The sequence below is a fragment of the Curtobacterium sp. PhB191 genome, from assembly GCF_004346515.1.
Classification (GTDB): Bacteria; Actinomycetota; Actinomycetes; order Actinomycetales; family Microbacteriaceae; genus Curtobacterium.
Map to the genome: position 1 here is coordinate 25,599 of NZ_SMBV01000001.1, position 23,986 is coordinate 49,584.

At 70.4% G+C, this 23,986-nt stretch carries 25 protein-coding genes and 1 tRNA gene; 13 read left to right on the top strand and 13 right to left on the bottom strand.

Annotated features, from left to right (window positions below):
- Nucleotides 1-13 precede the first annotated feature (13 nt).
- Nucleotides 14-397 carry a hypothetical protein gene (locus EDF48_RS00115; RefSeq protein ID WP_123293366.1) on the top strand — a complete coding sequence of 128 codons (384 nt, stop codon included), beginning with the start codon at nucleotides 14-16 and terminating at the stop codon, nucleotides 395-397.
- Between the two features lie 87 nt (nucleotides 398-484).
- On the opposite strand, the gene EDF48_RS00120 is transcribed toward EDF48_RS00115, so the two are convergent.
- The 5 genes from EDF48_RS00120 to galU form a co-directional block, all read right to left on the bottom strand.
- Entirely contained in the window at nucleotides 485-1,312 is an 828-nt protein-coding gene (locus EDF48_RS00120; RefSeq protein WP_131877388.1) for a hypothetical protein, read from the bottom strand.
- A gap of 196 nt (nucleotides 1,313-1,508) precedes the next feature.
- Nucleotides 1,509-1,584, bottom strand: a tRNA-Ala gene (locus EDF48_RS00125).
- Between the two features lie 73 nt (nucleotides 1,585-1,657).
- Nucleotides 1,658-2,749: a hypothetical protein gene (locus tag EDF48_RS00130; RefSeq protein WP_131877389.1), complete on the bottom strand. Its 1,092-nt coding sequence runs from the start codon at nucleotides 2,747-2,749 to the stop codon at nucleotides 1,658-1,660.
- A gap of 99 nt (nucleotides 2,750-2,848) precedes the next feature.
- The gene (locus EDF48_RS00135) at nucleotides 2,849-3,508 is read right to left on the bottom strand and encodes a GNAT family protein (protein ID WP_111086296.1); all 660 of its coding nucleotides are present in this window, start codon (nucleotides 3,506-3,508) and stop codon (nucleotides 2,849-2,851) included.
- Nucleotides 3,509-3,595: 87 nt separating this feature from the next.
- Entirely contained in the window at nucleotides 3,596-4,486 is an 891-nt protein-coding gene (gene galU, locus EDF48_RS00140; RefSeq protein ID WP_111086297.1) for a UTP--glucose-1-phosphate uridylyltransferase GalU, read from the bottom strand.
- 115 nt (nucleotides 4,487-4,601) lie between these two features.
- On the opposite strand from galU, the gene EDF48_RS00145 reads away from it, so the two are divergent.
- From EDF48_RS00145 to mscL, 3 genes are all read left to right on the top strand, one after another.
- Entirely contained in the window at nucleotides 4,602-5,186 is a 585-nt protein-coding gene (locus EDF48_RS00145) for a 5-formyltetrahydrofolate cyclo-ligase (RefSeq protein ID WP_123293363.1), read from the top strand.
- Nucleotide 5,187: 1 nt separating this feature from the next.
- A complete protein-coding gene (locus EDF48_RS00150) occupies nucleotides 5,188-5,472 on the top strand; it encodes an FmdB family zinc ribbon protein (protein ID WP_131877391.1) in 285 nt (94 codons plus the stop codon).
- A gap of 71 nt (nucleotides 5,473-5,543) precedes the next feature.
- Nucleotides 5,544-6,044 carry a large conductance mechanosensitive channel protein MscL gene (gene mscL, locus EDF48_RS00155; protein WP_123293361.1) on the top strand — a complete coding sequence of 167 codons (501 nt, stop codon included), beginning with the start codon at nucleotides 5,544-5,546 and terminating at the stop codon, nucleotides 6,042-6,044.
- A 141-nt stretch (nucleotides 6,045-6,185) separates the two neighbouring features.
- Here mscL and EDF48_RS00160 read toward each other — a convergent pair whose 3' ends face one another.
- Both EDF48_RS00160 and EDF48_RS00165 read right to left on the bottom strand, forming a co-directional pair.
- On the bottom strand, nucleotides 6,186-6,770 hold the full coding sequence (locus EDF48_RS00160) for a CDP-alcohol phosphatidyltransferase family protein (protein WP_131877393.1): 585 nt from the start codon (nucleotides 6,768-6,770) through the stop codon (nucleotides 6,186-6,188).
- Between the two features lie 314 nt (nucleotides 6,771-7,084).
- On the bottom strand, nucleotides 7,085-10,966 hold the full coding sequence (locus EDF48_RS00165; RefSeq protein ID WP_131877395.1) for an ATP-binding protein: 3,882 nt from the start codon (nucleotides 10,964-10,966) through the stop codon (nucleotides 7,085-7,087).
- Between the two features lie 162 nt (nucleotides 10,967-11,128).
- Here EDF48_RS00165 and EDF48_RS00170 point away from each other — a divergent pair, with 162 nt between their 5' ends.
- The 4 genes from EDF48_RS00170 to EDF48_RS00185 all read left to right on the top strand — a co-directional run bounded on the left by EDF48_RS00170 (nucleotide 11,129) and on the right by EDF48_RS00185 (nucleotide 14,859).
- On the top strand, nucleotides 11,129-12,001 hold the full coding sequence (locus EDF48_RS00170) for a CoA ester lyase (protein WP_111086303.1): 873 nt from the start codon (nucleotides 11,129-11,131) through the stop codon (nucleotides 11,999-12,001).
- A 10-nt stretch (nucleotides 12,002-12,011) separates the two neighbouring features.
- On the top strand, nucleotides 12,012-12,479 hold the full coding sequence (locus EDF48_RS00175) for a DUF6264 family protein (RefSeq protein WP_131877397.1): 468 nt from the start codon (nucleotides 12,012-12,014) through the stop codon (nucleotides 12,477-12,479).
- Between the two features lie 108 nt (nucleotides 12,480-12,587).
- A complete protein-coding gene (locus EDF48_RS00180) occupies nucleotides 12,588-13,835 on the top strand; it encodes an FAD-dependent oxidoreductase (protein WP_131877399.1) in 1,248 nt (415 codons plus the stop codon).
- 145 nt (nucleotides 13,836-13,980) lie between these two features.
- Nucleotides 13,981-14,859, top strand: coding sequence for an aldo/keto reductase (locus EDF48_RS00185; RefSeq protein WP_131877401.1), 879 nt, complete (start codon nucleotides 13,981-13,983; stop codon nucleotides 14,857-14,859).
- 77 nt (nucleotides 14,860-14,936) lie between these two features.
- Here the strand turns inward: EDF48_RS00185 and EDF48_RS00190 are convergent, their stop codons facing one another.
- A complete protein-coding gene (locus EDF48_RS00190) occupies nucleotides 14,937-15,422 on the bottom strand; it encodes a hypothetical protein (protein WP_131877403.1) in 486 nt (161 codons plus the stop codon).
- Nucleotides 15,422-15,832: a hypothetical protein gene (locus EDF48_RS00195; RefSeq protein WP_123936814.1), complete on the bottom strand. Its 411-nt coding sequence runs from the start codon at nucleotides 15,830-15,832 to the stop codon at nucleotides 15,422-15,424. The genes EDF48_RS00190 and EDF48_RS00195 overlap by 1 nt, the downstream gene beginning before the upstream one ends.
- 114 nt (nucleotides 15,833-15,946) lie before the next feature.
- Here EDF48_RS00195 and EDF48_RS00200 point away from each other — a divergent pair, with 114 nt between their 5' ends.
- Nucleotides 15,947-16,912, top strand: coding sequence for an NAD(P)H-quinone oxidoreductase (locus EDF48_RS00200; RefSeq protein ID WP_131877405.1), 966 nt, complete (start codon nucleotides 15,947-15,949; stop codon nucleotides 16,910-16,912).
- Here the strand turns inward: EDF48_RS00200 and EDF48_RS00205 are convergent.
- Nucleotides 16,909-17,568, bottom strand: a complete 660-nt coding sequence (locus tag EDF48_RS00205; RefSeq protein WP_134195304.1) for a TetR/AcrR family transcriptional regulator — start codon at nucleotides 17,566-17,568, stop codon at nucleotides 16,909-16,911. The genes EDF48_RS00200 and EDF48_RS00205 overlap by 4 nt on opposite strands.
- Before the next feature lie 76 nt (nucleotides 17,569-17,644).
- On the opposite strand from EDF48_RS00205, the gene EDF48_RS00210 reads away from it, so the two are divergent.
- A complete protein-coding gene (locus EDF48_RS00210) occupies nucleotides 17,645-19,096 on the top strand; it encodes a DHA2 family efflux MFS transporter permease subunit (RefSeq protein WP_131877409.1) in 1,452 nt (483 codons plus the stop codon).
- 66 nt (nucleotides 19,097-19,162) lie between these two features.
- Here EDF48_RS00210 and EDF48_RS00215 read toward each other — a convergent pair whose 3' ends face one another.
- From EDF48_RS00215 to EDF48_RS00225, 3 genes are read right to left on the bottom strand one after another with little or no spacing between them, the layout of a single operon-like run.
- Nucleotides 19,163-19,939: an amino acid ABC transporter ATP-binding protein gene (locus EDF48_RS00215; RefSeq protein ID WP_123936818.1), complete on the bottom strand. Its 777-nt coding sequence runs from the start codon at nucleotides 19,937-19,939 to the stop codon at nucleotides 19,163-19,165.
- On the bottom strand, nucleotides 19,936-20,814 hold the full coding sequence (locus tag EDF48_RS00220; RefSeq protein WP_131877411.1) for an amino acid ABC transporter permease: 879 nt from the start codon (nucleotides 20,812-20,814) through the stop codon (nucleotides 19,936-19,938). Before EDF48_RS00220 ends, EDF48_RS00215 begins: the two co-directional genes overlap by 4 nt.
- 4 nt (nucleotides 20,815-20,818) lie before the next feature.
- Nucleotides 20,819-21,640, bottom strand: a complete 822-nt coding sequence (locus tag EDF48_RS00225) for an ABC transporter substrate-binding protein (protein WP_123293348.1) — start codon at nucleotides 21,638-21,640, stop codon at nucleotides 20,819-20,821.
- 465 nt (nucleotides 21,641-22,105) lie between these two features.
- On the opposite strand from EDF48_RS00225, the gene EDF48_RS00230 reads away from it, so the two are divergent.
- The 3 genes from EDF48_RS00230 (at nucleotide 22,106) to EDF48_RS00240 (ending at nucleotide 23,945) form a co-directional block, all read left to right on the top strand.
- Nucleotides 22,106-22,597 carry a hypothetical protein gene (locus tag EDF48_RS00230; RefSeq protein ID WP_131877413.1) on the top strand — a complete coding sequence of 164 codons (492 nt, stop codon included), beginning with the start codon at nucleotides 22,106-22,108 and terminating at the stop codon, nucleotides 22,595-22,597.
- Nucleotides 22,598-22,749: 152 nt separating this feature from the next.
- Nucleotides 22,750-23,373, top strand: coding sequence for a hypothetical protein (locus EDF48_RS00235; RefSeq protein ID WP_123312092.1), 624 nt, complete (start codon nucleotides 22,750-22,752; stop codon nucleotides 23,371-23,373).
- A complete protein-coding gene (locus tag EDF48_RS00240) occupies nucleotides 23,370-23,945 on the top strand; it encodes a hypothetical protein (protein WP_123312089.1) in 576 nt (191 codons plus the stop codon). Before EDF48_RS00235 ends, EDF48_RS00240 begins: the two co-directional genes overlap by 4 nt.
- The last annotated feature ends 41 nt before the right edge of the window (nucleotides 23,946-23,986 follow it).

Here is a 23,986-nt window from a genome sequence, read left to right on the forward strand (position 1 = left end):
GGATCAGCAGACCATGCCCGAGAGCCACGACTTCTTCGTCGCCACCGACCCCGAGACCGCTCGCGGTCAGGTCCGACTCGCCCTCAGCCGCGAGGGCTACACGGTGGACGACGCCGAACAGGGAGCGCTCCGGGCCACCCGCGGCAGCATGGGCCTGACGCTGCTCATCGGCGGTCTCGCGAACGACCGCACCTTCCACACTCGGCTCGACGTGCAGATCATGGTCACCGCGGACGGCCGCACCGTCGCTCGACTGCTGCGCGGCTCCGGCAAGTCCGCGATCAAGGGCGGGGCGATCGGGATCTCGCGCGGCAACCGCGCGTTCGAGCAGGCCGCGAACGCGATCCACACGTCATTCGCGCAGGCGGGCGTCCTGACGGACAGCTTCGCGAGCTGACGCGGTCGCCGCGGGCGCTGGCACGCGTTTTCCGACAGAACACCCGACGAACGACTCGTGGATCGTCGCGAACCGCGTGTGGCCTCGTCAGGAGCAGGAGACGTTTCGGTCAATCGTGGCTGAGCCGTACCGCACCTCGACCTGCACCATCGCGATCTTGCCGCCGGGCAGCGGCGCGCCAGAGCATGCCTTTCGCGCCTTCGTGACGGTGCTCTTGCCGAGGGCAATCCAGTTCGATCGTCCGTAGAGCGGGCTGTTCGACTTGACCGGACCTGCGATGGTCTTCCACTGCGAGACCGTCGAGTACAGGCCGATCGTCCGGACCCCACCGGCCTTGAGTCCAGTGATCATGCCCTGCATCGCAGCGCGGTTCTGCGCAGTGTTCGACTGGTAGGACAGCCCAGTCTCGACGTCCAGCCACCATCGGTAGGCGGCCGGGCGCCCGGCACCACGGATGGTGACGTCGTCGTACGCCCTCGCGTACCCGTACATGTACGAGCACGCCAGGGTGAGCTGCTTCTTACCGCCCTTGGTCGCGCACCTTCCGAACGGGTTCGACGGCGTCTTGCCGCGGTAGGCGTTCGACGTCGGCCAGACCTTCGCCTTGAGTCCCGGGTTGGCGAACAACACGTACAGCTGTGTCTTGGGCTGAGTCGATCCGCCTACGGACTGTGCAGCCCAGCGAAGCTGTTCGGCGAGGCACGGGTTCGTTGAGTCACCGAGGGAGCCGTTCACCCCGACGATGGCGAAAGCTTGACCCGTCGGCACCTGAGCGCCGCACTGCGGCCAGGAGATGTCGACGCCCAGCGGCGTGACAGCGGCAGAAGCCCCCGAAGCCGGCCCTGCCACTGCGAGGCCCGCAGCCACGACGACGGCGGCCGAGATGGTCGCGACAAGACGACTGAGACGGTTCATGTTCTCCCCCTGACTGGACCTGCGCGTGGGCGGGCCGCGCCCCGTCGACGCACCGTGAGTCTAGAACGATGCGCTCAGCAACACACCACCCCTGTTCGCGAACTGTGCACGACGACACAGTGACGCGAGCCTGTGGAACTCACCGAACGCAGAACGGCCCGGAACCTGTCGGTTCCGGGCCGTTTCGGCATTGCCTTGGTGGAGCTAAGGGGATTCGAACCCCTGACCTTCTCATTGCGAACGAGACGCGCTACCAACTGCGCCATAGCCCCAAGTGCTCGACCACACTAGCACCACCGTTCGGCCGATCCGAAATCGTGGACAGCCGGTCGGGCGAGCCGCGACTCAGACCGCGCGGCGCCGACGCATGATCGCGTCGAGGTCGGCCTGCTGGTACGCGTCGTCGTCCAGGACACCCATGCCGGCCCACTTGCTCGGCGGACCCGTCGGCGTGGTCGGCTCGTCCGGCGTCTCCGCGACGAGCTCCGGTACTGCGGGAGCACGGAGCCCCAGCCGCTCGGCGAGACGCCCCTGGTCGTGGGCGGACAGCGACGCGGCAGCGTCCTCGAGCTCGGGCCGCATGCGTGACACCCGGGCGAGCGACGGGTCGGCCTCGCCCGCTCGGATGGCGGCGGCTTCGGCATCCGCCTCCGCCTTGGCCTCGGCGACGCGCTCCTTGAGTCGCGCAGCGAGCTCGGCGGACGACTCCGGTGAGGCAGCGGGCGCTGTCGGTCGCTCCACGTACAGCGGCTTCGGCACCCGGTTCGGGGTCCAGCTGCGGTCCTGCGCGGGTTCTGCGGACTGCTCGGTCGTCAGCGGCGGTGCCGGGTCCGTCCACGTGCTCGCAGGCCGGGAGGCACGGGTCGCGCCCGCCTCGGCCGCCGCGACACGGGTCTTCCGTGCCGTCGCCACCTGGTGCAGCTGGGCAAGGACGGCTGCGGACCCACCCGCGGCGAGGAGCCCGGCGACACCGACGAGCCACAGGGCGGGTGCTGCGACGAAGACGACGAGCGCGACGACGACGCCGAGCGTGCCGAACAGGGTGGCTCCGAGCCGGGAGCGTCGCATGCGCAGCGCGGTCAGTGCGGGCACCGACGACGCACGCTCGAGGACGGGGGCCTGCTCGGCAAGCCGACGGGTGATCTCGCGCTGACGTGCGGCCTCGTGGGCGCGGACGATCGCGGTGCGCTTGGCCTCTTCGGACCGGGCGACGCGCTGCGCCTCGGCCAGGGACTTCGCGTTCATCTCGACACGGACCTCGTCGGGCAGTTCAGCGGTCTGCGCCAGGATCCGCAGGGTCTGCTGCAGTCGGATCGCGTTGCGTTCGGTGGCCAGGTACTGGCGTCGGGCGGCCCACGACGGCATCAGGTAGACGAGCCAGAGGACGGCCGCGACGAGCAGGACGATGCCGCCACCCCACGAGCCGATTCCTGCCATGGGGACACGGTAGGGGCGGGGGTATCCCCGTCGCGTGATTGCGGAACGCGTGTTGCGCGTGTCGCGGCGGAATCCGTGGGACGTGCCACGGGCCTCCCGTCAGAGACGCGGCGTGGTGGTGATCGGCAGCGCCGCTTCGTCACGGGCCGCGAGCGGCACGGCACCGAGGCCGGGTGGCACCTGCCCGCGGACCCAGCGCTCGAGGACGCCCTCACGGACCTCCTCGGCCACGAGCGCGAAGCAGAAGTGGTCGCGCCAGTCGCCGTTGATGTGGATGTACCGGCGGCGCAGCCCTTCGTACCGGAAGCCCAGCTTCTCGACGACGCGCAGCGACGGGGCGTTCTCGGGCCGGATGCAGATCTCGATGCGGTGCACGCCGACCGCGCGGAAGCAGTGGTCGACGGCCAGGGCGACCGAGATCGGGGTCACGTTGTGTCCGGCGGCGTCCTCGACGACCCAGTAGCCGATCGAGGCACTGGCCAGCGACCCGTAGGTGATGCCGGAGACGTTCAGCTGCCCGACGAACCGGCCGTCGAGTTCCATCGCGAACGGCAGTCCGAGTCCCGCGCGGGCGTTGGCCTGGAGCGCGCGGATGCTGCCGCGGACGTCGGTGGAGACGTGTCCTGAGGGGTTCGTGGCCTCCCAGGTGCGGAGCCACGAACGGTTCGACGCGAGCGCGAGGTCGAGGTCGCGCGTGTCACGGAGCCGGAGGGGCCGGATGGTGACCCGCCCGTGGGACAGGGTCGGGATCGTCGTCATCGCTTGGTTCCTCCGGGATCCCGCCGCTGTGCGGGACGGGGTGTCCCGCCCGGGTCCGTGTGCACGGTCCCGGGCGGGATGGCCGACTCATTCGCCCGCGTTGAACTCCTTCAGCCACGACTTGAGGTCGGGGCCGAGGTCTTCGCGGTCCGAGGCGAGCTGCACGATCGCCTTGATGTAGTCGAGTTTGTCACCGGTGTCGTACCGGCGTCCACGGAACACGACGCCGTACACGCCGCCGGTCCACTCCTCGGCGCTCGCCATCTTCATGAGCGCGTCGGTGAGCTGGATCTCGCCGCCCTTGCCGGGCTCCTGCTTCTCGAGGACGTCGAAGACCTCGGGGCGGATGACGTAGCGGCCGATGATGGCCAGGTTCGAGGGCGCCTCGCCCTGCGGGGGCTTCTCGACGAGCCCGGTGATCTTCACGACGTCGTCGGTGTCGGTCGGCTCGACCGTGGCGATGCCGTACAGGTGTGTCTGCGACTCGGGGACCTCGAGCAGCGCCACGATCGTGGCGTTCTTCTCGCCCTGGACCTCGATCATGCGCTTGAGCAGCGGGTCGCGGGCGTCGATGATGTCGTCGCCGAGGAGCACGGCGAACGGCTCGCGGCCGACGTGCATCTTCGCGCGGAGCACCGCGTGGCCGAGGCCGAGCGGGTCACCCTGACGCACGTAGTGCATGTCGGCGAGGTCCGTCGACTGGTTGACCTTCTGCAGCTTCTCGTGGTCACCCTTCTTCTTCAGGGTCTCCTCGAGCTCCGACACGTGGTCGAAGTGGTTCTCGAGTGCGTTCTTGTTGCGGCCCGTGATCATCAGGACGTCGGTGAGTCCTGCGTCGACAGCCTCTTCCACCACGTACTGGATGGCTGGCTTGTCGACGACGGGGAGCATCTCCTTCGGCATCGCCTTGGTCGCGGGGAGGAAGCGAGTGCCCAGCCCTGCCGCTGGGATCACCGCCTTGGAAATCTGGAAGCCCATGCCCCAGACCGTATCCGATCCGGGTTTCCGGGGCATGTCATCGCTACTGGGGACACGGCATCAGCGCGTTTCCCGGCGGGAAGCCGCAACGGATGCGCTCGGTAGACTCCTGCGCATGATCGCTGATCTCGGGAACGAGAAGCGCGCCCTGCGAGCCGAACTCCGGCAGCGGCGGCGCACCCGGACCACGACGGAACGCGACGCGGACAGTGCGGCGCTCACCGCGACCCTGCAGCGCTTCGCCGAGGAGCGCCAGGTCACCTCGCTGGCGCTCTACCTGTCGGCGTCGGACGAGCCGAACGTCCGGCCGTTCCTGAACTGGGCGTTCGCGCACGACATCCGGGTGCTCCTGCCGGTCACGCGCGAGGACGGCCTGCTCGACTGGGCGGTCGGCGACGGTGAGAGCGAGACCGAGGGCATCTTCGGCATGCCCGAGGTCGTCGGCGAGGTCCTGTCCCCGATCGCCATCAACGACGTCGACGCGATCCTCGCCCCCGCGGCTGCGGTCGGGCACGACGGCGTCCGGATGGGATGGGGTCGCGGCTACTACGACAAGACCCTCGGGTCCATGGCGAAGCGCCCGCCCGTCTATGCTGTGATCTTCGACGCGGAGTACCTCGACGAGGTCCCGCGCGAACCCCACGACGAACCCGTGGACGGCATCATCACGCCGTCGCGCATCATCACGTTCCGGAGCTGACGTGCCCACCTACTCGTACCGTTGCACCGAGTGCGACAACGCGTTCGACATCAAGCAGTCGTTCTCCGACGCCACCCTGACCGAGTGCCCGGTGTGCGGCGGTGTCCTGCGCAAGGTGTTCTCCCCCGTCGGCGTGACGTTCAACGGCGGCGGCTTCTACCGCACCGACTCCCGCCCGGCGCCGAACTCCGAGGGCTCGTCGAGCACGCCGGCCAAGTCGGAGACGAAGTCCGCCCCGGCGAAGACCGAGTCGAAGCCGAGCACGCCGAAGCCCAGCGCCTCCTGACCACGAGCACTCCTCGCCGATAGGTTGATGGGGTCGCCGTCCGGCGACTGTCCTCGACCGGAAGGAGTCCCGTGAAGGGCTTCAAGGAGTTCCTGCTCCGCGGCAACGTCATCGACCTGGCCGTCGCAGTCGTCATCGGTGCTGCGTTCACCGCGATCGTCACCGCGATCGTCACCAGCCTCATCAACCCCCTGATCGGCGCGGTCTTCAACGCGTCGAGCCTCGACAAGGCGCTCGTCTGGTCCATCCCGACGGTGTCCGGCGGAAGCGCGAAGATCCTGTTCGGCGCGATCATCGGCGCGGTCATCAACTTCGTGATCGTCGCCGCGGTCGTGTACTTCGCCCTCGTCGTGCCCGTGAACCACCTGAAGAAGGTGGCGTTCGAGCGTGTCAAGAACGACGAGGAGCAGACCCCGCAGGACGTGCCCCCGACCGACGTCGAGGTGCTGCTCGAGATCCGCGACCTGCTGCGCTCCCAGAACGGCGTCTCCACGAGCACGGGAACCGGCGCGCACATCGCCCCGAACACCGCTCCCGAGGGACCCGGCATCGGCGGCTCGACGAAGCTTTAGCAGGGTCGTCCCCGCCGAAAGCGCCGCGATCGCGCCCCTCCACGGCCATCGCGCCCCGACTCTTCGGGGCGCGATGCCCGTTCGGGGGCGCGATCGTGCGCTACCGGCCGCAGCCGGCGTCACGCTGCGGCAGGGGGCGCGTCAGTCGGCCGTGACCGCTCGCCGCTTGGCGAACATCGCCGTCGCGTACTGGATACCCGCCAGGACGTGGCCCACGGTGCCGAGGTAGACGAAGACCAGTGCGACGACCCGCACCCACGGCGCGTTCTCGTCGACGGCGTGCACGGCCGAGAACAGCAGCACCGGCAGGCCCACGAAGAGCAGCGCGGAGCGGATCTTGCCGGTCCACGTGACGTCGAGGTCCGGGTTGCCGTGGAACAGCACGCTCGACAGCACCACCAGCACCAGGTCGACGAGCACGACGACGGCGACGACCCACCACGGCAGCAGGCCGGTCAGCACGAGCGACAGCACGATGGCGATGATGGCGAGTCGGTCGGCGACGGGGTCGATCGCCTTGCCGAGCTTCGAGCCCTGGTCGAACTTGCGCGCGATGAAGCCGTCCGCCCAGTCGCTCACGCCGATGACGACGAGTGCGACCAACGCCCAACCCGGGTGTCCGGCGACGACGAGCCACACGAAGACCGGGATCAGCAGCAGCCGGAACAGCGAGATCAGGTTCGGCCAGGTCTGCCAGTCGGGGCGCTCCCGCACGGTGTCAGTCATCGCAGGCCAGGCTACCTGCTACCAGTGGGGCGGGACGTCCGCCCGGAGACGGACATCGTTCTCGCCGGATCCGTGCCGCGCCGGCTCCGGCGCGGGGGTGGGGTCTGAACCCGGCACCGGCTGGGTGGTGACGCGTCTGCGGCGCCGCACCGGGCCTCCCGACAGGTCGTCCGTGGCGCGTTCCGGAGACGCTGACCGGACGGGAGGCGCGGCTGACGACGCGTCGTCGGCTCGCGTCCACGTGCCCACCAGCTGGTCCGTCTCCGGCGTCACCGGACCGGCGGGCCGGGAGGCCCGCCGACTCGGCCGAGGAGTCATCGGCGGACGGGGATCGGCGGGATCGAGATCTCCTGCGTGGCGCCACGGTCGACACCGAGCACGGCGGCGACGGTGTTCGCGACACGGTCCGGGTCGGAGAACAGCTGGAACGCGTGCACGCGGACGTAGTGCCATCCGAGTCGGCGCAGGACCTCGGGGCGCAGGCGGAGTGACTCGCGCAGCGATCCCTTGACCAGCGACGCGTCGGTCTCGATCGTGACGCAGACCCCGCCGTGCGCGGCCACCAGGCCGAGCTTGCCGCGGTGTCCGAGCGCGACCGGGATGCCGCGCATCTCGAGTCGGCGGGCCAGGTCGACGAGCAGCGGGTCGGAGTCGTCCGGCACGTACTCGGCGGTGGTGCGCGCACGCACCTCGGCCAGGATCTCGGCGAGGGCGACGGTGCCGTGGCCCATGCGCTCGGCCTCGATGTCGGACGGCTGGAAGCACGTCACGATCACCATCGAGCGGCGCGCACGGGTCATCGCGACCGCGAGCAGCCGCTCGCCGCCGGGCTTGCCGAGCGGACCGAAGTCGCGCAGGACGCGGCCGTGCGGGGTGCGGCCGTAGCCGATGGAGAACACGACGCGGTCGCGGCTCTGCGCGACCGACTGCTCGAGCGTCGCCACGATGAACGGCTCAGCCCGATCGCCGATGACGAACTCGGTCAGGTCCTTGTGGCCCTGCGCCGCGGTCAGCACGGCCTGCTCGACGCGCACGGCGTGCTTCGCCGAGGCGGTGATGACCATGAGCGACTCGGACGGGCGGGTGCGGGCGTGGTCGATGACGAGGCGGACGACGCGGTCCACCTCGGCGTCGACGCTCTCGACGGCGCCGGACTCGGGGTCGGGCACGGCCTTGCCGTCGCTGACGTAGTCGAGCGCGATCGAGCCGTGCCCGAGGAACGAGCCGGCCCACGGCAGCGACTCGATCTTGCCGCCGTAGAAGCGACGGTTCACGAGCTCGGCCAGGTCCTCGCCGCCGGCGCGGTACGACCGCGAGAGCGAGAGGGTCGGCAGCAGCGTGGAGAGCTTCGCCAGGGCGGAGTCGGCGTGGAAGGCGTCGAGGGTGCCCTCGTCGACCTGCAGCGCACGGTGCTCGGGGTCGACGGCGATGCGGAACGGCGACGGCGTCTGCGTGACCGGGTCACCGAAGACGACGGTCTGGCGCGCACGACGGACGGCTCCGACGGTCTCGGCGATGGTCACGGCGCCGGCGTCGACCAGGATCACGGTGTCGAACGGCATCGTGTCGGCGATCTGCGAGACCTCGTACGGGCTCGCGAGCCACACGGGTGCGATCGACCGGGACAGGTGCGGTGCGGAGTCCTGGAGCAGCCGCGAGGTGATCGCACCCTCGCGCAGCTGGGTCTTCAGCGCCGTGGCCTCTTCCGGCCAGTCGACGAGTCCGACCTTCCAGTTCTCGGCGAGCTGCCACGCCAGGCCCTGGGAGACCCCGGCCGCGTGGGCGTCGTCGACGAGGCGGAAGTCGGCCTCGACCCGGTCGAGCATGTCGGTGTTCGCGCCGAGCAGGGCCCGGTCGGACTCGAGCATCGTCTCGAGCGCGGACTGCCACCAGGCGAGTTCGAGCTCGGCCGGCACCTGCAGGTCCGGCACGTGGCGGTTCGCCAGGTCGGTGATGAGCGGCTCGAGCTGCAGGTCGCGCAGGGTCTGCATGAGTTCGGTGCGCTCCTGCAGGTTGTGCAGGACGTCGGACTCGGCTGCGAGCTCGGCGATGGTGGGGACGAGCTGGTCGACCGGGGTGTTCGCGAGCTGCCGGTCGCGCTCGGTCCGGCCGAGCGGCTCGTCGAGGCGCGCGAGGTCCTCGGCGACGTTCGAGAACAGCACCTGCACGTCCGCGATGCCCGTGGGCACCTCGGGGTTCACGCCGGCGGCGACGTAGCGCTGCCACAGCACGCGCTGCTGCTGCACCCGGGTCAGGGCCTCGTGCAGGTCGGAGACGTGCACGCCGGGGCGGACGTACTCACGAGCGAGCTTCTTCAGACGACGGCGGTTCGTCGACGACATCGGAGCGCCCTCGCCACGCGGGGCCGTGGCGGCGACGAGCTCGGACACCGAGCGGTCGAAGACCACCGGCAGGAAGCGGTCGAGGGTGTCACGGATCTCGGTGAGCAGGCGCAGGTAGATGCCGAGCTCGTTGATCGTCGTGAACTGGCGCATGTGTGTCGAGCTCACCAGGTCGTGCGCCCGGCGGAGCAGCGTCGGCAGCCCGTCGGAGTCGAGGTCCTTCGCGATGCGGTGGGCGCGCTGGGCACCGTCGCTGGTGGAGAACTTCGCGCCGTACCAGGGCGAGTCGTCGGGGCCGTAGCGGAACTCACCGAGGTTGGCCGCGCTGACCATCGTCTCGGCGACGCGCGAACGCCCCTCGACCATGGACGCCACGGACTGCTTCGACAGCCGCGCGGTCGTCGACGGCGGGACCGGCAGGAGCGACAGGCGCGAGAGCTCGACCAGGCAGTCGAGCACCGAGACGCCGAAGTCGGCGTCCTTGCGGGTGAGCGAACCGCGGTAGTCCTTCAGGACCTTGCGGAGCCGGACCAGGGCGTCGTCGACCTCGCGCAGGTTCGGACGGGCCGCCTTCTCGTTCCGGGCGATGGCACGGACGACGTCACGGCGCAGGGTCGACGGTGTGACCGCGACGCCGGGCAGCTGGACCTCGCCGAAGCGCGCCGCGATGCCCCGCAGGGTCGCACGGCGCGGGCTCACCACGAGGACGCGCTTGTTCGCGGCGACCAGGCCGCCCAGGGCGTTCACGATCGTCTGGGTGCCGCCGGTGCCGGGCAGGGTCTTGACGACGATGGAGTTGCCGGCCGCGATCTGCGCGATCACGTTCTCCTGCTCGTCGTCGGCGTCGAGCAGCAGGGTGTCGGTCTCCGGGCTGCGCTCGTCCGACGGGGTCTGCTCGACCGGGTGGTACGACTGCTCGACCTGCCACTTGGCGCTCGGGTTGCCGGCCAGGGCGTCGAGCACGGGGTGGGACAGGTCGCCGGTGTCCTCGACCAGACCGGTCGCGACCTCGGCGAACGTGGAGACCACGAGCCGGGCGTGCACGGAGAAGCCGGGGATGTGCGCGGTCAGGCCACGCAGGCGGTCGATGACGGGGTTCGGGGTGAACGAGCCGTCCTGCTGCGCGAGCGCCACGAAGGACTGCGCGTCGAGGATGACGCCGAACTGCTCGTGCAGGGCGTCGGCGAGACCCGGGTTGAGCACCGGTTCGCCGAGGAGCCGGACCTCGAAGTCACGGCCGTGGCGGCGGATCGCCAGCGGGCGCAGGAGCACCGGGCCGCGGAACTGCTCGTCGCCGTGCTTCCAGTCGGCCATGCCGATGCCGAGCTTCACGGCGTCGATCCCGCGCACGGTGGCGAGCTCGGTGCCCTTCGCCTCGACCTGGCCGGCGGCGACGCGGGCGGCACGGAGCGCCACCTCGTCGCGGATCAGGCTGGACAGCAGGGTGGTCTTGCCGGTGATGAACTGGGCGAGGCCGCCCGGGTGCGTCGTCGACAGTTCGATGCGCGCGCGGGGGTGGTCGCTGAAGTGGGTGAGCGGGCTCGTTCCGCCGACGCCGGTGAGCTGGCCGCGCCAGCCGTCCCACGTCGGTTCGGCCGCGTTGCCCGCCTGCAGCCGGGGATCGCCGAGGCTGATCGCCTGCGGGCTGGTCAGCTGCAGTTCCGGGCGGAGCGTGCGGTCCGGTTCGTCGTCGGTCCGGTCCTCGTCCACGTCCTGCTGCTCGTCTCGGTCGTCTCGCTCGTCGCGGTGGTCGCGGTGGTCGCGCTGACCGCGGTCGTCTCGCTCGTCGTCGGGGCGCTCGTGGGCACCCTCGACGGGGACGTCGTCGTTCACGTCGTCCTCACCGTCGGTCACCCTGTCCGCTCGCCACACATCCGACACTGTAGGCGGGAACGAGCGCCCTCTCTGGCAATGAACCGAGGTTTCGGGGTTTCCGACGGACGCACCGCACGTCAGATCTGCGGTGTGACGCGTCGGATCTGCGGTGCAACGCGTCCGATGTGGTACCAACGGGGCATGGCCATCGACGACCGCACCACCCCGTCCGCCCCCACGCCGAACCGGCGTCGATCGGTCCCCGCCGAGATCTCCCGCTCGTGGCTGCTCGTCTCCGGCACCGCGACCGACCGGTTCGAGAAGTCCCAGCGGTCCCGCGCCGACCAGATCATCCTGGACATCGAGGACGCCGTCGACCCCGCCGCCAAGCCCTCGGCACGGCAGGGCGTCGCCGCGTGGCTGGCCGGAGGCGGCGAGGCCTGGGTCCGGATCAACGACGTCACGACCGACTTCTGGGCCGACGACGTCGAGGAGCTCCGCGGCCTGCCCGGATTGCAGGGCGTGATGCTCGCGAAGACCGAGTCCCCGGCCCAGGTCACCGACACGTGGCACCGGCTCGGCGGCCAGACCCCGGTGATCGCCCTGGTCGAGTCGGCGCTCGGCATCGAGGAGTCCGTCTCGATCGCGCGGGCCCAGGGCGCGTTCCGGCTGGCGTTCGGCTCCGGCGACTACCGCCGCGACACCGGCACGAGCGCCGACACCCTGGCGATGGCGTACCCGCGGTCGAAGCTCGTCGTCGCCTCGCGCGTCGGCGACCTGCCCGGCCCGATCGACGGCCCGACGGTGGGGTCGTCGCACCCGATCCTGCGCGAGCAGTCCCAGGTCGCGGTGTCGCTCGGCCTGACCGGCAAGCTCTGCCTGGACACCGAGCAGCTGCCCGTCATCAACGAGGTCATCTCCCCCACGCCGACTGACGTCGCCTGGGCGCAGGACTTCCTCGACGACTTCGAGGCCCGCGGCAAGGTCATCCGCGACGGTTCCGACCTGCCCCGCCTGGGTCGGGCGCAGAAGATCCAGCGGCTCGCACAGGCGTTCGGCGTGGAAGCGCGGTAGGACTGCTCCCATGACCTGGTCCAACGTCCCCGGCGGTCCGCCGCAGTCCTCGCCCGGCCCCCAGGACCCGCAGCGCGCGGCCTGGGAGCACAGCGGCACCACGTTGTTCCCGCCGGCGAAGCTCGCCGACCGGATCTCCACCGTGCTGTTGCTGGCCTTCGGTGCCGTGATGACGATCGTCACCGCCGTCGTCGGCATCATCGCGGTCATCTCGGCGACCGCGACCTGCGATGCCTCGGCCGGGTGCTCGCCCGGCGGGTACATCGGCGGCACGGCCATCGCGGTCGGCGGCGCGTTCGTGATCGGCGTCGCCACGATCGTGCTGGCGATCGGCGCGTGGATCCGTCGGAAGTCGTCGTGGTGGATCGCCGCGGTCGGCTTCGTGCTCGCGATCGCCGTGATCACGTGGGGCGGGGTCGTCTTCGCGAACGCCGCCGACGACGAGACCGCGTCGTCCTCGGTGTCCGCGAGCGCCTAGCCCCGTCGCGCACCACTTCTCCGACAGGACACGAGGTGATCACCTCGTGTCCTGTCGCGTTGTGCGTGCGCACAGTGCGCGGGTCCGACGGGGCGTAGCGTCCACGGCATGGTGACGGTGTCGCGGGCGACGGTCGCGGTGGTCGGTGGCGGCCCCGCCGGGGTCGTCCTCGGCCTGCTGCTCGCCCGAGCCGGCATCGCGGTGCGCGTCATCGAGCAGCACGACGACTTCAACCGTGACTTCCGGGGCGACACCGTGCACGCCTCGACGATCCGGCTGCTCGACGAGCTCGGCCTCGGCGAGCGCTTCCGGGCCCTGCCGCAGTCACGGCTCGACGACTTCTCCCTGCCCATGCCCGACGGGTCACGGCTGCTGCTCGGCGACTTCTCGCGGCTCGATCCCCCGTACGACCACGTGGCGATGGTGCCGCAGTGGGACCTGCTCGACCTGCTCGTGACCGCTGCCCGGCAGGAACCGTCGTTCGACATCGCGATGGCCCGCGCGGCGACCGGGCTCATCGAGGAGAACGGTGTGGTCACCGGGGTCCACCTCCGCTCGCGCGACGGCAGCGGCGAACCCGAGGAACTCCGCGCCGACGTCGTGATCGCGTGCGACGGACGGAACTCGGTCCTGCGCCGGGCGGCGGGGCTCGTGCCGCGGGCGTTCCCGGTGCCGTTCGACACCTGGTGGTTCCGGCTCCCCCGTCGGTCGGGCGACGCGGCGAGCGCCCTGACCCCCGCGTTCTCGGGCAACGACGTGCTGCTGAGCTTCCCGCGGCCCGACTACCACCAGGTCGCGTACTTCGCTCCGAAGGGCTCGGACGCGGCGCTGCGGGCTGAGGGGATCGACGCCTTCCGGGAGCGGGTGGCGCGGCTCCGTCCGGACTTCGCCGACCGGGTCGACGCGATCGGGTCGATGGACGACGTGCACGTGCTCGACGTCCGGATGGACCGGTTGCGGCGGTGGTGGCTGCCGGGGCTGCTGTGCATCGGCGACGCGGCGCACGCGATGTCGCCCGCGGGTGGGGTGGGGATCAACCTGGCGGTGCAGGACGCCGTGGCGACGGCGGCGATCCTGGTGTCGGCGCTCCGACACGGGCTCCGAGGTGCGGGGCTGGACGGTGCGCTGGCCGCGGTGCGGCGTCGTCGGAGGCCGCCGGCAGTGATCGTCCAGTCGGCGCAGGCAGTACTGCACCGTGTCGTGTTCGAGCGGGCCTTCGCCGGACGGCTGCAGGACGGGCCACCCCTGCTGCCCGTGCTGCTCGCCCGGTACGTGCCGCCGTCGCGAAGCCTCTACGCCCGGGGCATCGCGTTCGGGCCGCTGCCGGAGCACGCGCCGAGCTGGGCGCGCCGCTGAACGGAGCGGGCGCGGTGGACGGGACCGGACGGCGGACGGGAGGCGCGGGGCGGAGCCGCCACGGGCCTCCCGGTCGGCGGGCGGTCACCACCACTGCGCGACGCACCCTGTGCGCGACCGCGCACCCCCGGCGCATGCTGGGGCCATGAAGCAACGAGTCATCGGAGACGTGTCGGTCAGCGCCATCGGTCTGGGCGGGATGCCCATGTCGATCGAGGGGCGCCCCGACGAACGACAGTCCATCGCGACCATCCACGCCGCGCTCGAGAACGGTGTCACGCTCATCGACACCGCCGACGCGTACCACCTGGCCGCCCACGACGAGGTGGGGCACAACGAGGAGCTCATCGCCCGGGCGGTCCGCGAGTTCCACGGCGACACCGAGTCGATCCTCCTCGCCACGAAGGGCGGACACCTGCGACCGGAAGCTGGCGCCTGGGCGCAGAACGGCCACCCGGAGTACCTGAAGCAGGCGGCGAAGGCGTCGGCGAAGCGCCTCGGCGTCGAGGCGATCGGCCTGTACCAGTTCCACCGTCCGGACCCCGCGGTCCCGTACGCCGAATCCGTCGGCGCGCTCGGCGAGCTGCTCGACGAGGGCGTCATCCGGATGGCCGGCATCTCGAACGCGGACCCCGACCAGATCCGGACGGCCAACGAGGTCCTCGACGGACGACTCGCCTCGGTGCAGAACCAGTTCTCGCCGAAGTTCCGGTCGAGCGAGCCGGAACTCGAGCTCTGCGACGAGCTCGGGATCGCGTTCCTGCCGTGGAGCCCGCTCGGTGGCATCGCGAGCGCCGCCGACCTCGGCACCGCCTACGAGGACTTCGCGTACATCGCACGCGACCGTGGCGTGACCCCGCAGGTCATCGCGCTCGCGTGGGAGCTGCAGAAGAGCGACGTGGTCGTCCCGATCCCCGGGGCGTCGCGGCCGCAGTCGATCCTCAACTCGCTGACCGCACCGACCGTGAAGCTGCGGCCGGAGGACGTCGCCCGTCTGGACGCGTCGCAGCCGGCGGCCGTCTGAGGCAACCCCTGACGACGACGCCCCGCAGTTCCGATCGGAGCTGCGGGGCGTCGTGGTGTCGGGGCCGGGTGTGGCGACTAGTTGCTCGGGCAGACCGCCGAGACCTCGTTCAGCGAGGACTGCACGTCGGTCTGGGCGTCCTTCGCCTCGGCGGAGTCGCTCGAGCCGCTGGAGGTGAGCGCCGAGGCGTACTCCTTCGCGTCCTCGGTGAAGTCCTCGAAGGCGTCGTGGACGTCGTCGTTGGTGACCTTCGGCAGCGCCGCGTCGAGACGGTCGGTGAACTCGCCGACCAGCTTCGCCCGCGCAGCGGGGCCCGCCGGCGCCGAGGACGACGTCTGCTCGGCGATGAACGACTTGAGCTCGTTCTCGACCAGGGCGCACGCCTCGGCCTTCGTCTGTGCGGGAGCGGCGGCCGAGGTCTTCGACGGCGCGGACGTCTTCGACGTCTCCGTCGAGGCGCCGTCGTCGGACGAGCCGCCGTCGCTGGACGAGCCGCCGGAGCAGCCCGCCAGCAGCGCCACGGCGATGAGCGCCGTGGTCACCGCGGTGAGGGTGCGGCGCATCAGGAGTTGCACTCCTTCTGGAAGGCGTTGCCGGCGTCCTGCACCTTGGTGCTGGACTTCGTGAGCGCCGAGACGTCCGCCGACTGCGGGTCCTTCGCGATGTCCTCGATCTGGTCGACGAGGTCGCCGTAGGCGTCCTCGAACGCCTCGCCCTTGTCCTGCAGGGCGTCGTCGGACAGGTCGTCGACGCCGTCGGAGATCTTCTCGTCGAGTTCCTTGAGCTTCGTGACGGCGGCGTCCGGGTCGGACTGGAGGTTCGCGGCCTCGGACTGCACGCCCTCGGCGGCGGACTTGACCGTCTTCTCGAACTGGGTGCACTGGTCGGCCTTCGACGGCCCGGTCGAGCAACCGGCGAGCAGGGTGAGCGCGAGGCCGGCGGTGGCGAGCGCGATGAACTTGTTCTTTGGCATGGTGGAGAGTCCCCCTCGATCGGTCCGCACTCCCCCGGATGAGGTGCAGATCCGTCATCGAGCGTACATGGGGCACTCACAGGATGACCGGCCGCCCGGCGTACCGTCGAGGGCATGCGCGCCATCACGTTCGACGACACCACCATGTCCGTGACCGATCTGCCCGACCCGGTGCCCGCCGCGGGCGAGGTGCTCATCGAGGTCGCCGCCGCCGGGGTGAACAACGCCGACCTGCAGCAGCGCGCGGGGAACTACCCGCCGCCGCCCGGGGCCTCGGAGATCCTCGGGCTCGAGGTCTCCGGCACCGTCCGGGCACTCGGCGACGGGGTGACCTCGGTGGCCGTCGGCGACCGCGTGTGCGCCCTGCTGTCCGGCGGCGGCTACGCCTCGCTCGTCGTGGCTCCCGCGACGCAGGTGCTGCCGGTCCCCGAGTCGGTCGACCTGGTCGAGGCTGCCGGCCTGCCCGAAGCCGCCTGCACCGTGTACTCGAACATCGGCATGCTCGCCGGGCTCCGCCCCGGGCAGACCCTGCTCGTGCACGGTGGCACCGGCGGCATGGGCTCGCACGCCGTCCTGTGGGCGAAGGCCCTCGGTGCCACGGTGATCGCGACGAGCGGCGGTGACCGCAAGGTCCAGGCGTCGCGTGACCTTGGTGCCGATCTGGTGGTCGACCACCGCACCGAGGACTTCGTCGAGCGCGTCCTCGCGTTCACGGACGGCGTCGGTGTCGACGTGGTGCTCGACGTCGTCGGACCGTCCTACCTGCAGCGGAACCTGCAGGCCCTCGCACCCAACGGGCACATCGCCGTCATCGCCTCGGGCAGCGGCAGCACCGCCGAGCTCGACCTCGGCGCGCTGATGCGCAAGCGGGCGTCGATCAGCGGGACGACCCTGCGCGCCCGGCCGCTCGCCGAGAAGGCCGCGATCGTCGCCGCCGTCCGCGAGCACGTCTGGCCCTTCGTCGCCGACGGCAGCGTCCGCCCGGTGATCGACACCGTCCTGCCGCTCGCCGAGGTCGAGGAGGCGCACCGGAAGGTCCGCGACGGCGAGGTCGTCGGGAAGGTGCTGCTGACGCTCTAGGCGCGTGGGCGGGCTGCGCCCGGGTGTCCTGCGCCCGGGTGCGCTGCGCCCGGGTCTGCCGCGCTCGGCCGCACCAGGTCCAGTACCTGCCCGCACTTCGCGCCGAACGTCGCACGGAGCAGGTCCGCCGCGTCGCGGTCCTCGTCGAACCGTGCGGGCATGTCGATCGCGAGCATGATCGCGAAGATCATCCCGCTGCCGAGGAAGCCCTGCACCTGGTCGTCCGGGATCCCCGCCTCGTCCCGCAGGAACCGGTAGATCTCGAGGAAGCCGTCGCGTGCGGCCGCACCGATCGCGGGCTCGGCACCGGAGACGAACCCCTGCAGCAGCACGGTGTGCAGGCCCTGCTCGGCAGCGAGGTCGACGAACTGCTCACCGATGACGTGCGCCGGCACGTCGTCCGGGCCGAGGGTCGTCAGGGTCTCGCGCCAGGCGTCGAGCAGGATGCCGAGGGTGTCGCGGAAGACCTCGAGGAACAGCGCTTCCTTCGACCCGAACATCCGGACGACGTACGGCTGGCTGATGCCCGCCGCCGAGGCGATCTGGTCGGTGGTGGTGCCGTGGTACCCCTGGCGGCCGAACACCCCGCGTGCGGCTTCGAGGATCATCGCGCGACGCTGCGCTGCCGGCATCCGGACGGCTGTCTCCGTGCTCATGGTTGACATGTTATCAGTCGATTACTACAGTCTGTCGAGACAAGTAATCATCGGATTACCAACGACTGGAGACACCATGTCCCGACGCATCCCCGTGTGGCTCGCGATCGCCGCCGCATCCCTCCCGATGTTCATGGCGACGCTCGACAACCTCGTCGTCACCAGCGCACTCCCCGCCGTGCACGCCGACCTCGGCGCCTCGGTCGAGGAGCTGCAGTGGATCACCAACGCCTACACGCTCGCCTTCGCCGCCCTGATGCTGCTGGCCGTCGGCCTCGGCGACCGCATCGGCCGCCGCCACCTGTTCATCGCCGGCATCGGCGTCTTCACCGTCTCGTCGGCCTTCGCGGCGATGAGCACCGACCCGACCGCCCTCATCGTCTGGCGCGCGGTCGAGGGGGCCGGCGCCGCGGCGATCATGCCCCTGTCGCTGACCCTGCTCGTCGGCAGCGTCCCGGACCGCCTGCGGACCGTGGGCATCGGCGTCTGGGGCGGCATCTCCGGCCTCGGCGTCGCGCTCGGCCCGCTCATCGGCGGAGCCGTCGTCGAGAGCTGGAGCTGGGAGGCGATCTTCTGGCTCAACGTCCCCGTCGGCGTGATCGCGATCCCGCTCGCCCTGTTCGCCCTGCCGAACACCCGTGGCGCCCGGGTCCGGACCGACGTCCTCGGCGTCGTGTTCGCGGGTCTCGGGGTGCTCGGCGTCGTGTTCGGCATCGTCCGCGGCAACGACGCGGGCTGGACGAGCACCGAGGTGCTGGTCGGCCTCATCGGTGGCGGCGCACTGCTCGTCGCGTTCGTCGTCCGCCAGGCCACGACGGCCGCACCGCTCCTGCCGCTCCGGTTCTTCCGCGACCGCAGCTTCACCCTCGCCAACCTCGTCGCCATGACGTTCTCGTTCGGCGCGTTCGGGTCGGTCTTCATCCTGATCCAGTTCCTGCAGGTGGTGCAGGGCCGGTCACCGCTCGAGGCCGGCGTCTGGACGATGCCGTGGACGCTCGCACCGATGATCGTCGCGCCGCTCGCCGGGATCATCGCACCACGGGTCGGCACCCGGGTGCTCATCGCCGGCGGCATGGCGTTCCTGTCCGCCGGACTGTTCTGGATCGCCGCCACGATGTCCGCCGACGTCACCTTCACAGGCCTCCTGCCCGGCTTCCTGCTCGCCGGCATCGGCATGGGCGCCGTGTTCGGGCCGATCTCGACCGCCGTGCTCGCGCGGATGCCGCAGGACGACCACGCGAAGGCCTCCGGCGCGAACTCCACCCTGCGCGAGATCGGCGTCGCACTCGGCATCGCGGTGCTCACCGCCGTGTTCACCGGTGCCGGCGGCCAGCTCACGCCCACCGGCTACGTCGACGCGGCACAGCCCGCCGTGCTGGTCGGAGCGGCCGTCGTCGCAGCCTCGGCGCTCGTCGCCGTGTTCCTGCCGGCGGGTCGCGGATCCCACGTCCCCGACGTGGTCGCCGATGACGACCTGGGCCCACGCCGCCGGTTCCGGGTCGACGCGCCAGCGGCGAGCCGGCCGTGACGGTGGGGAGAGGCCCGGCCCACGCCCGCTGTCCCGGCTCCCGTCGTGTAGTCGCCCGGTCTGGTCCTAGGCGTGGACGCGGGAGAGGAACTCGACCAGCGCCGGGTGCTGCGGGGCGTCGAGGACCTCGGCGGGGACGCCCTGCTCGACGACCTCTCCCCGGTGCAGGAACACGATCCGGTCGGCCACGTTCCGCGCGAAGTGCATCTCGTGCGTGGTCATCAGGATCGTCGACCCCTGCCGCTTCAGCTCGGTGACCAGGTCGAGCACCTCGCCGACGAGCTGGGGGTCGAGGGCGCTCGTGACCTCGTCGAGCAGCAGGAGCTCGGGGTCGGACGCGATCGCCCGGACGATGGCCACACGCTGCTGCTGGCCGCCGGAGAGCCGGTCCGGGTAGGCGTCGGCGAACTCCGCGAGCCCGATCCGTTCGAGCAGCCGACGCGCGGTCGCCTCGGCCTCGGCCCGGCCGACGCCGTGCACCTGCCGTGAGGCGAGCGTCACGTTGTCGAGCACGCGCATGTGCGGGAACAGGTTGAACTGCTGGAAGACCACGCCGATCCGCGCCCGGACGCCGTCGACCGCGACGCGGGGATCGGCGATGTCGGTACCCTGCAGCAGGATCTCGCCGTCGTCGATGCCCTCGAGCAGGTTCACCGTCTTGAGCAGGGTCGACTTGCCCGAGCCGGACGCCCCGATGACGCAGATGACCTCGTGGCGGTGCAGCGTCAGGTCGATGCCGCGCAGGACCTCGTGCTCGCCGAAGGCCTTGCGCAACCCGCGCAGCTCGAGGACCGCAGCGTCCGCACCCGACGCACCACGGGCCTCCTGGCCGACCTCGCTCATACGGTCCCTCCGATCTGCTCGCGCCGCTGCTGGCGGCGCGCGATCGCGTCCGTGACGCGGATCAGCGGCAGGCTGATCACCACGAACAGCAGCCCCGCGACGAAGTACGGCGTGAAGTTGTAGGTCTCCGCCTGCGCGATCTGCGCCGAACGGACCGCGTCGACCGCGCCGAGGATCGACACCAGGCCGACGTCCTTCTGCATCGAGACGAAGTCGTTCATCAGTGCCGGCGTGACCTTGCGGATCGCCTGCGGCAGCACCACGAGCCGCAGGGTCTTGGCGTGCGAGAGCCCGAGCGACCGGGCGGCCAGACGTTGCGAGGGGTGCACGGCCTCCATGCCGGCGCGCAGGACCTCGGCGATGTACGACGAGTACGTCAGGACGATCGCGATGGTGCCCCAGACCTCGGCGGGCAACCGCGGGAACACCCCGAGACCGGGGATCCCGTAGCCGACCAGGTAGAGCACGATGATGAGCGGCAGGCCGCGGAACAGGTCCGTGTAGCCGGTCGCGAGCATCCGCAGCGGGAAGAAGACCGGGTTCCGCAGCCCCCGCACCACTGCGAGCAGGGTGCCGAACACGGCGACGCCGATGGCGCTGAAGAACAGGATCCGGACGTTCAGCCAGAGGCCCAGCAGGATGTCCGGGAACGTGTCGATCGCTGTCTGCGGGTCGAAGAACGACTGCTGGACCGCTGCCCAGCCGGGGGTGTTCACGACGCCGAAGTAGGCGATCGCGATCACCACGAGCGTCGACACCACCGACACCACGATCGACCGGCGTCCGCGCTGCCGGCGGTAGAGCCGACGTTCGAGCTCGACCTGGCTCGGCGCGGCTGCGGCGACCGGGGTCCCGGCGCCTGCTGGCACGGTCATGCGGTTACTTCAGGACCGGGGTGTTGGTCTCCGAGGAGAGCCACTTGGTCTGCAGGTCCTCGAGCGTGCCGTCGTCCGTCAGCGACTTGAGTGCCTTGTCCACCTTGCTCGTGAGCTCCGAGCCCTTCGGCAGGACGAAACCGAACTGGTCGCCCTTGCCGTCCGACGGGAACTGCGCCGACACCGTGCCGTCGTCGAGCTGCGCTGCCGCCATGTAGAACGCCGTCGGCAGGTCGGTGACGATCGCGTCGATCTGGCCCGACTTCAGTGCGAGGACGGCGTCGTCGTTCGAGTTGAAGACCTGCGGGGTGATCCCGAGCACGCTCTTCACGCTCGCGATCGACGTGGACCCGGTGGCGACGCCGATGGCGTCCTTCTTGAGCGCGGCGATGCTCGTGTCGTCGACGGCCTTCGAGGTGCTGGTCGTCACCACGGCCTGCGTGGTCGTGTAGTACGCGCTCGACATGTCGACGGCCTTCTTGCGCTTCGCGTCGATCGAGAACTGCTGGACGTTGAGGTCCCAGTCCTTCGGGCCCGGTGCGATCGCGCTGTCGAAGGTGCTGCGCTTCCACACGACGTCGGACTTGGCGTAGCCCATCTCCTTCGCGACCGCGTAGGCGACGGCGGACTCGAAGCCCTTGCCGGACTCCGGCTTGTTGTCCTCGATCCACGGCGAGTACGCCGGCTCACCGGTGGCGACCGTCAGCTTGCCGTCGGTGACGGTGCCGTCTTCGTTGCTGCCGCTGCCGGCGGCGCACGACGTCAGGGCGAGGGCGGCGACCGCGGCTGTTGCGACGGCGAGGGTGAGGCGGAGGGATCGGGTCACGGTCGGGCCTTCGTGCGAGGGGGGTGGGGGCAGGTCGAAGTGTACTTCGCGGTGGGATACCAACGCGACTCCGGGCGCTCCTCGTGACCCGGTCTCGTGTCACACACCAGTCGACGGGTCGACGTCTGGCTGGTAATCTGGCGACGCGGGCTGAACCGAGCGCATGCTCGGCTGAGGTCTGAGATCAAGGGGCGTCCCAGCACGGGGCGCCCCCTTTCTGCGCTCTGGACCTCCTCCGCTCTGTCCCGCAGAACGACGGCGTCGTGCCGAGCGCACCAGGCGATCAGCCGAGATCTGCAGTCACAGCCGGTCGCGCATCAGCCTCCGATGCCAACCCAACGTCGACGACGCGGGAGGTCACGGCAACGACTTCCCGTCCGGCCAAGAGACGGGTTGCCTAGATCGCTGTCGCCGTGCAGTATGTGTGCATCCGGTAACACTTCACCGGCTACTCAAGGGTGAGAGATGACCAAGAAGAACACATTTTGTGCTGTACTCGTGTCGACCGCGGTCGCGGCTTCAGTGCTGGCACCCGCCGTCCCGGCACATGCAAGCGATGAACTCCTACGGGCCGCGATCCCGCCGCACGTCGTGGTCGATGGGAGCTTTGATCCCGACAGTGAGGTCGTAATGGTCGGCGACGGCCCCACGACCCAGTCCGGTAACTGTAAGGACCGCGCCTTCACGGTGCTACCGGTCATGGGCCAGTCCGTCAACGGCTGCAACGTGATCGGCTGGAACGCCGCAGCGCGGGCCCCGTACAAGTGGTACAAGCACATGGGTACCACCAACCCCTGCATCTGGGGCAAGGGGTTCAACTCCAAGCACGCACCCACCTGGACGGCGATCGGCTGTGGCTCGGGGCAGACGAAGACCGTTCCGTGGGGCAATGTTGCCGGCACCAAGAAGATGAAGGGGCTCACCGCGGTCGGCTGGGCCGGCGTGCAGTGGCAGTGACACGGCACAGCATGCGGCGACGCGGGCTCGGGGTCATCGCCTCGAGCTGCGTCGCCGCAGCTCTTCTGTCGGGTTGCGCATCCGGCGAACTTCGAGCGGCTCCTTCCGGCCCGGCGCCCCGGCCCGACGAGCCTGCGCTCGACGTGGCTTCGATGCAGTCGATCGCTGATCAGCTCCGCGATTCCGTGCCGTGCGACGACGCCGACGCGTTGCTCGATGACCTTGCCTTCTGGGACGCGATGCGGGGATTCGATTGCTTCAACGGTGGTGATGCAACGTTCGTCCGCGCCTACGCTCACACCGCGTCCGTTCCGCAGACGCTTGAGGACTGGGCCGACACGTTCAACGGGGAACGTGCCGTCGCTCGCGGTGAGAACTGGTACGTGATCGGACCACCTGCCATCGTCGCGGCGTTGGACGCTCCTCCAGACGCGCCGAAGATCGCCGGGGATGCCGGGTCCCCCACGAAGCTGACAGCGGAGCAGGACTACCTCACCACCTGCACGCAGTTCGTCGCGAGCGAGGGAGAGCGGTACGTGAACCATCCGAGTGGGCGCAACGAGACAGCGGCCCAGTACGACAGGTTGTTCCCGGCCGTCACTGCCGAAGTGCACGCAGCAGTCGACAGCCTCGGCAGGGACCGCATCCGCAAGGTCCCGGACACGGAGCGATGGGTAGCAGCGCTCTCACCGATCGGTCCTCGCCTCAAGGCGAAGTGCGCGACCGCGTACGAGAAGGTGGCCGCCACCGTGAGTCCAGTCGAGGGAAGCCCATGACGAGCACGTCCAGGCCTGCTTCGGAGCGCACCGCGGTCGCGACCACCGGAACGATCGCATCACTCAGCAGCACCGTCCTGTCCGTCGACAACCTGCTCGGCTTCGGTGGCTCCCACCTGTTCGGCTTCGGCGCGGCGGCGTTCTTCGTCGCGTTGGCCGTGCTCGGTGGATCGGCCTGCATGGTGTTCGCAGTGCGTGGACGTGATCTCGCACCCGGCGTCGCCGCCGCATCCGTGGCGGGGTTCGTCGTGACACAGTCGCCAGCTCTCGGCACCGATCTGTGGCTCCCGCTGTCGACCGCGTTGCACGCGCTCGTGCCGCTGGCGTTCGCGGCCTCCGCGCTCGTCACATGGAGCAGATCTCCGATGAAGGTGCTGCGCGTGGGGTCGTCGCTCACGGCGATCCTGGCGGTGTCGTGGGCGGTGGGCGGGTTCGTGCCGCTGTGGCTCGAGTTGTTCCTGGCCCTGCAGGCGGCAACGCTGCTCGCAACCACGGCCCTCATGGCCGGCCCGTTGCTTCCACGTGTTGCTGGCTTCGTGCGCAACATCTGGGACAACGCAGCAATCCGCTGACCAACCTTCACCACTCGACGCCGCGGTCACGCAAGTGATAG

Excerpts from the sequence above, each read along its gene's own strand:
- EDF48_RS00130 (WP_131877389.1), bottom strand. The coding sequence starts at position 2,749 with ATGGCAGGAATCGGCTCGTGGGGTGGCGGCATCGTCCTGCTCGTCGCG.
- EDF48_RS00175 (WP_131877397.1), top strand. The coding sequence starts at position 12,012 with ATGACCTGGTCCAACGTCCCCGGCGGTCCGCCGCAGTCCTCGCCCGGC.
- EDF48_RS00160 (WP_131877393.1), bottom strand. The coding sequence starts at position 6,770 with ATGACTGACACCGTGCGGGAGCGCCCCGACTGGCAGACCTGGCCGAAC.
- EDF48_RS00170 (WP_111086303.1), top strand. The coding sequence starts at position 11,129 with ATGGCCATCGACGACCGCACCACCCCGTCCGCCCCCACGCCGAACCGG.
- EDF48_RS00215 (WP_123936818.1), bottom strand. The coding sequence starts at position 19,939 with ATGAGCGAGGTCGGCCAGGAGGCCCGTGGTGCGTCGGGTGCGGACGCT.
- EDF48_RS00145 (WP_123293363.1), top strand. The coding sequence starts at position 4,602 with ATGATCGCTGATCTCGGGAACGAGAAGCGCGCCCTGCGAGCCGAACTC.
- EDF48_RS00185 (WP_131877401.1), top strand. The coding sequence starts at position 13,981 with ATGAAGCAACGAGTCATCGGAGACGTGTCGGTCAGCGCCATCGGTCTG.
- EDF48_RS00115 (WP_123293366.1), top strand. The coding sequence starts at position 14 with ATGCCCGAGAGCCACGACTTCTTCGTCGCCACCGACCCCGAGACCGCT.
- EDF48_RS00120 (WP_131877388.1), bottom strand. The coding sequence starts at position 1,312 with ATGAACCGTCTCAGTCGTCTTGTCGCGACCATCTCGGCCGCCGTCGTC.
- EDF48_RS00235 (WP_123312092.1), top strand. The coding sequence starts at position 22,750 with ATGCAGTCGATCGCTGATCAGCTCCGCGATTCCGTGCCGTGCGACGAC.
- EDF48_RS00135 (WP_111086296.1), bottom strand. The coding sequence starts at position 3,508 with ATGACGACGATCCCGACCCTGTCCCACGGGCGGGTCACCATCCGGCCC.
- EDF48_RS00200 (WP_131877405.1), top strand. The coding sequence starts at position 15,947 with ATGCGCGCCATCACGTTCGACGACACCACCATGTCCGTGACCGATCTG.
- EDF48_RS00190 (WP_131877403.1), bottom strand. The coding sequence starts at position 15,422 with ATGCGCCGCACCCTCACCGCGGTGACCACGGCGCTCATCGCCGTGGCG.
- galU (WP_111086297.1), bottom strand. The coding sequence starts at position 4,486 with ATGGGCTTCCAGATTTCCAAGGCGGTGATCCCAGCGGCAGGGCTGGGC.
- EDF48_RS00205 (WP_134195304.1), bottom strand. The coding sequence starts at position 17,568 with ATGAGCACGGAGACAGCCGTCCGGATGCCGGCAGCGCAGCGTCGCGCG.
- EDF48_RS00230 (WP_131877413.1), top strand. The coding sequence starts at position 22,106 with ATGACCAAGAAGAACACATTTTGTGCTGTACTCGTGTCGACCGCGGTC.
- EDF48_RS00180 (WP_131877399.1), top strand. The coding sequence starts at position 12,588 with ATGGTGACGGTGTCGCGGGCGACGGTCGCGGTGGTCGGTGGCGGCCCC.
- EDF48_RS00220 (WP_131877411.1), bottom strand. The coding sequence starts at position 20,814 with ATGACCGTGCCAGCAGGCGCCGGGACCCCGGTCGCCGCAGCCGCGCCG.
- EDF48_RS00195 (WP_123936814.1), bottom strand. The coding sequence starts at position 15,832 with ATGCCAAAGAACAAGTTCATCGCGCTCGCCACCGCCGGCCTCGCGCTC.
- EDF48_RS00240 (WP_123312089.1), top strand. The coding sequence starts at position 23,370 with ATGACGAGCACGTCCAGGCCTGCTTCGGAGCGCACCGCGGTCGCGACC.
- EDF48_RS00210 (WP_131877409.1), top strand. The coding sequence starts at position 17,645 with ATGTCCCGACGCATCCCCGTGTGGCTCGCGATCGCCGCCGCATCCCTC.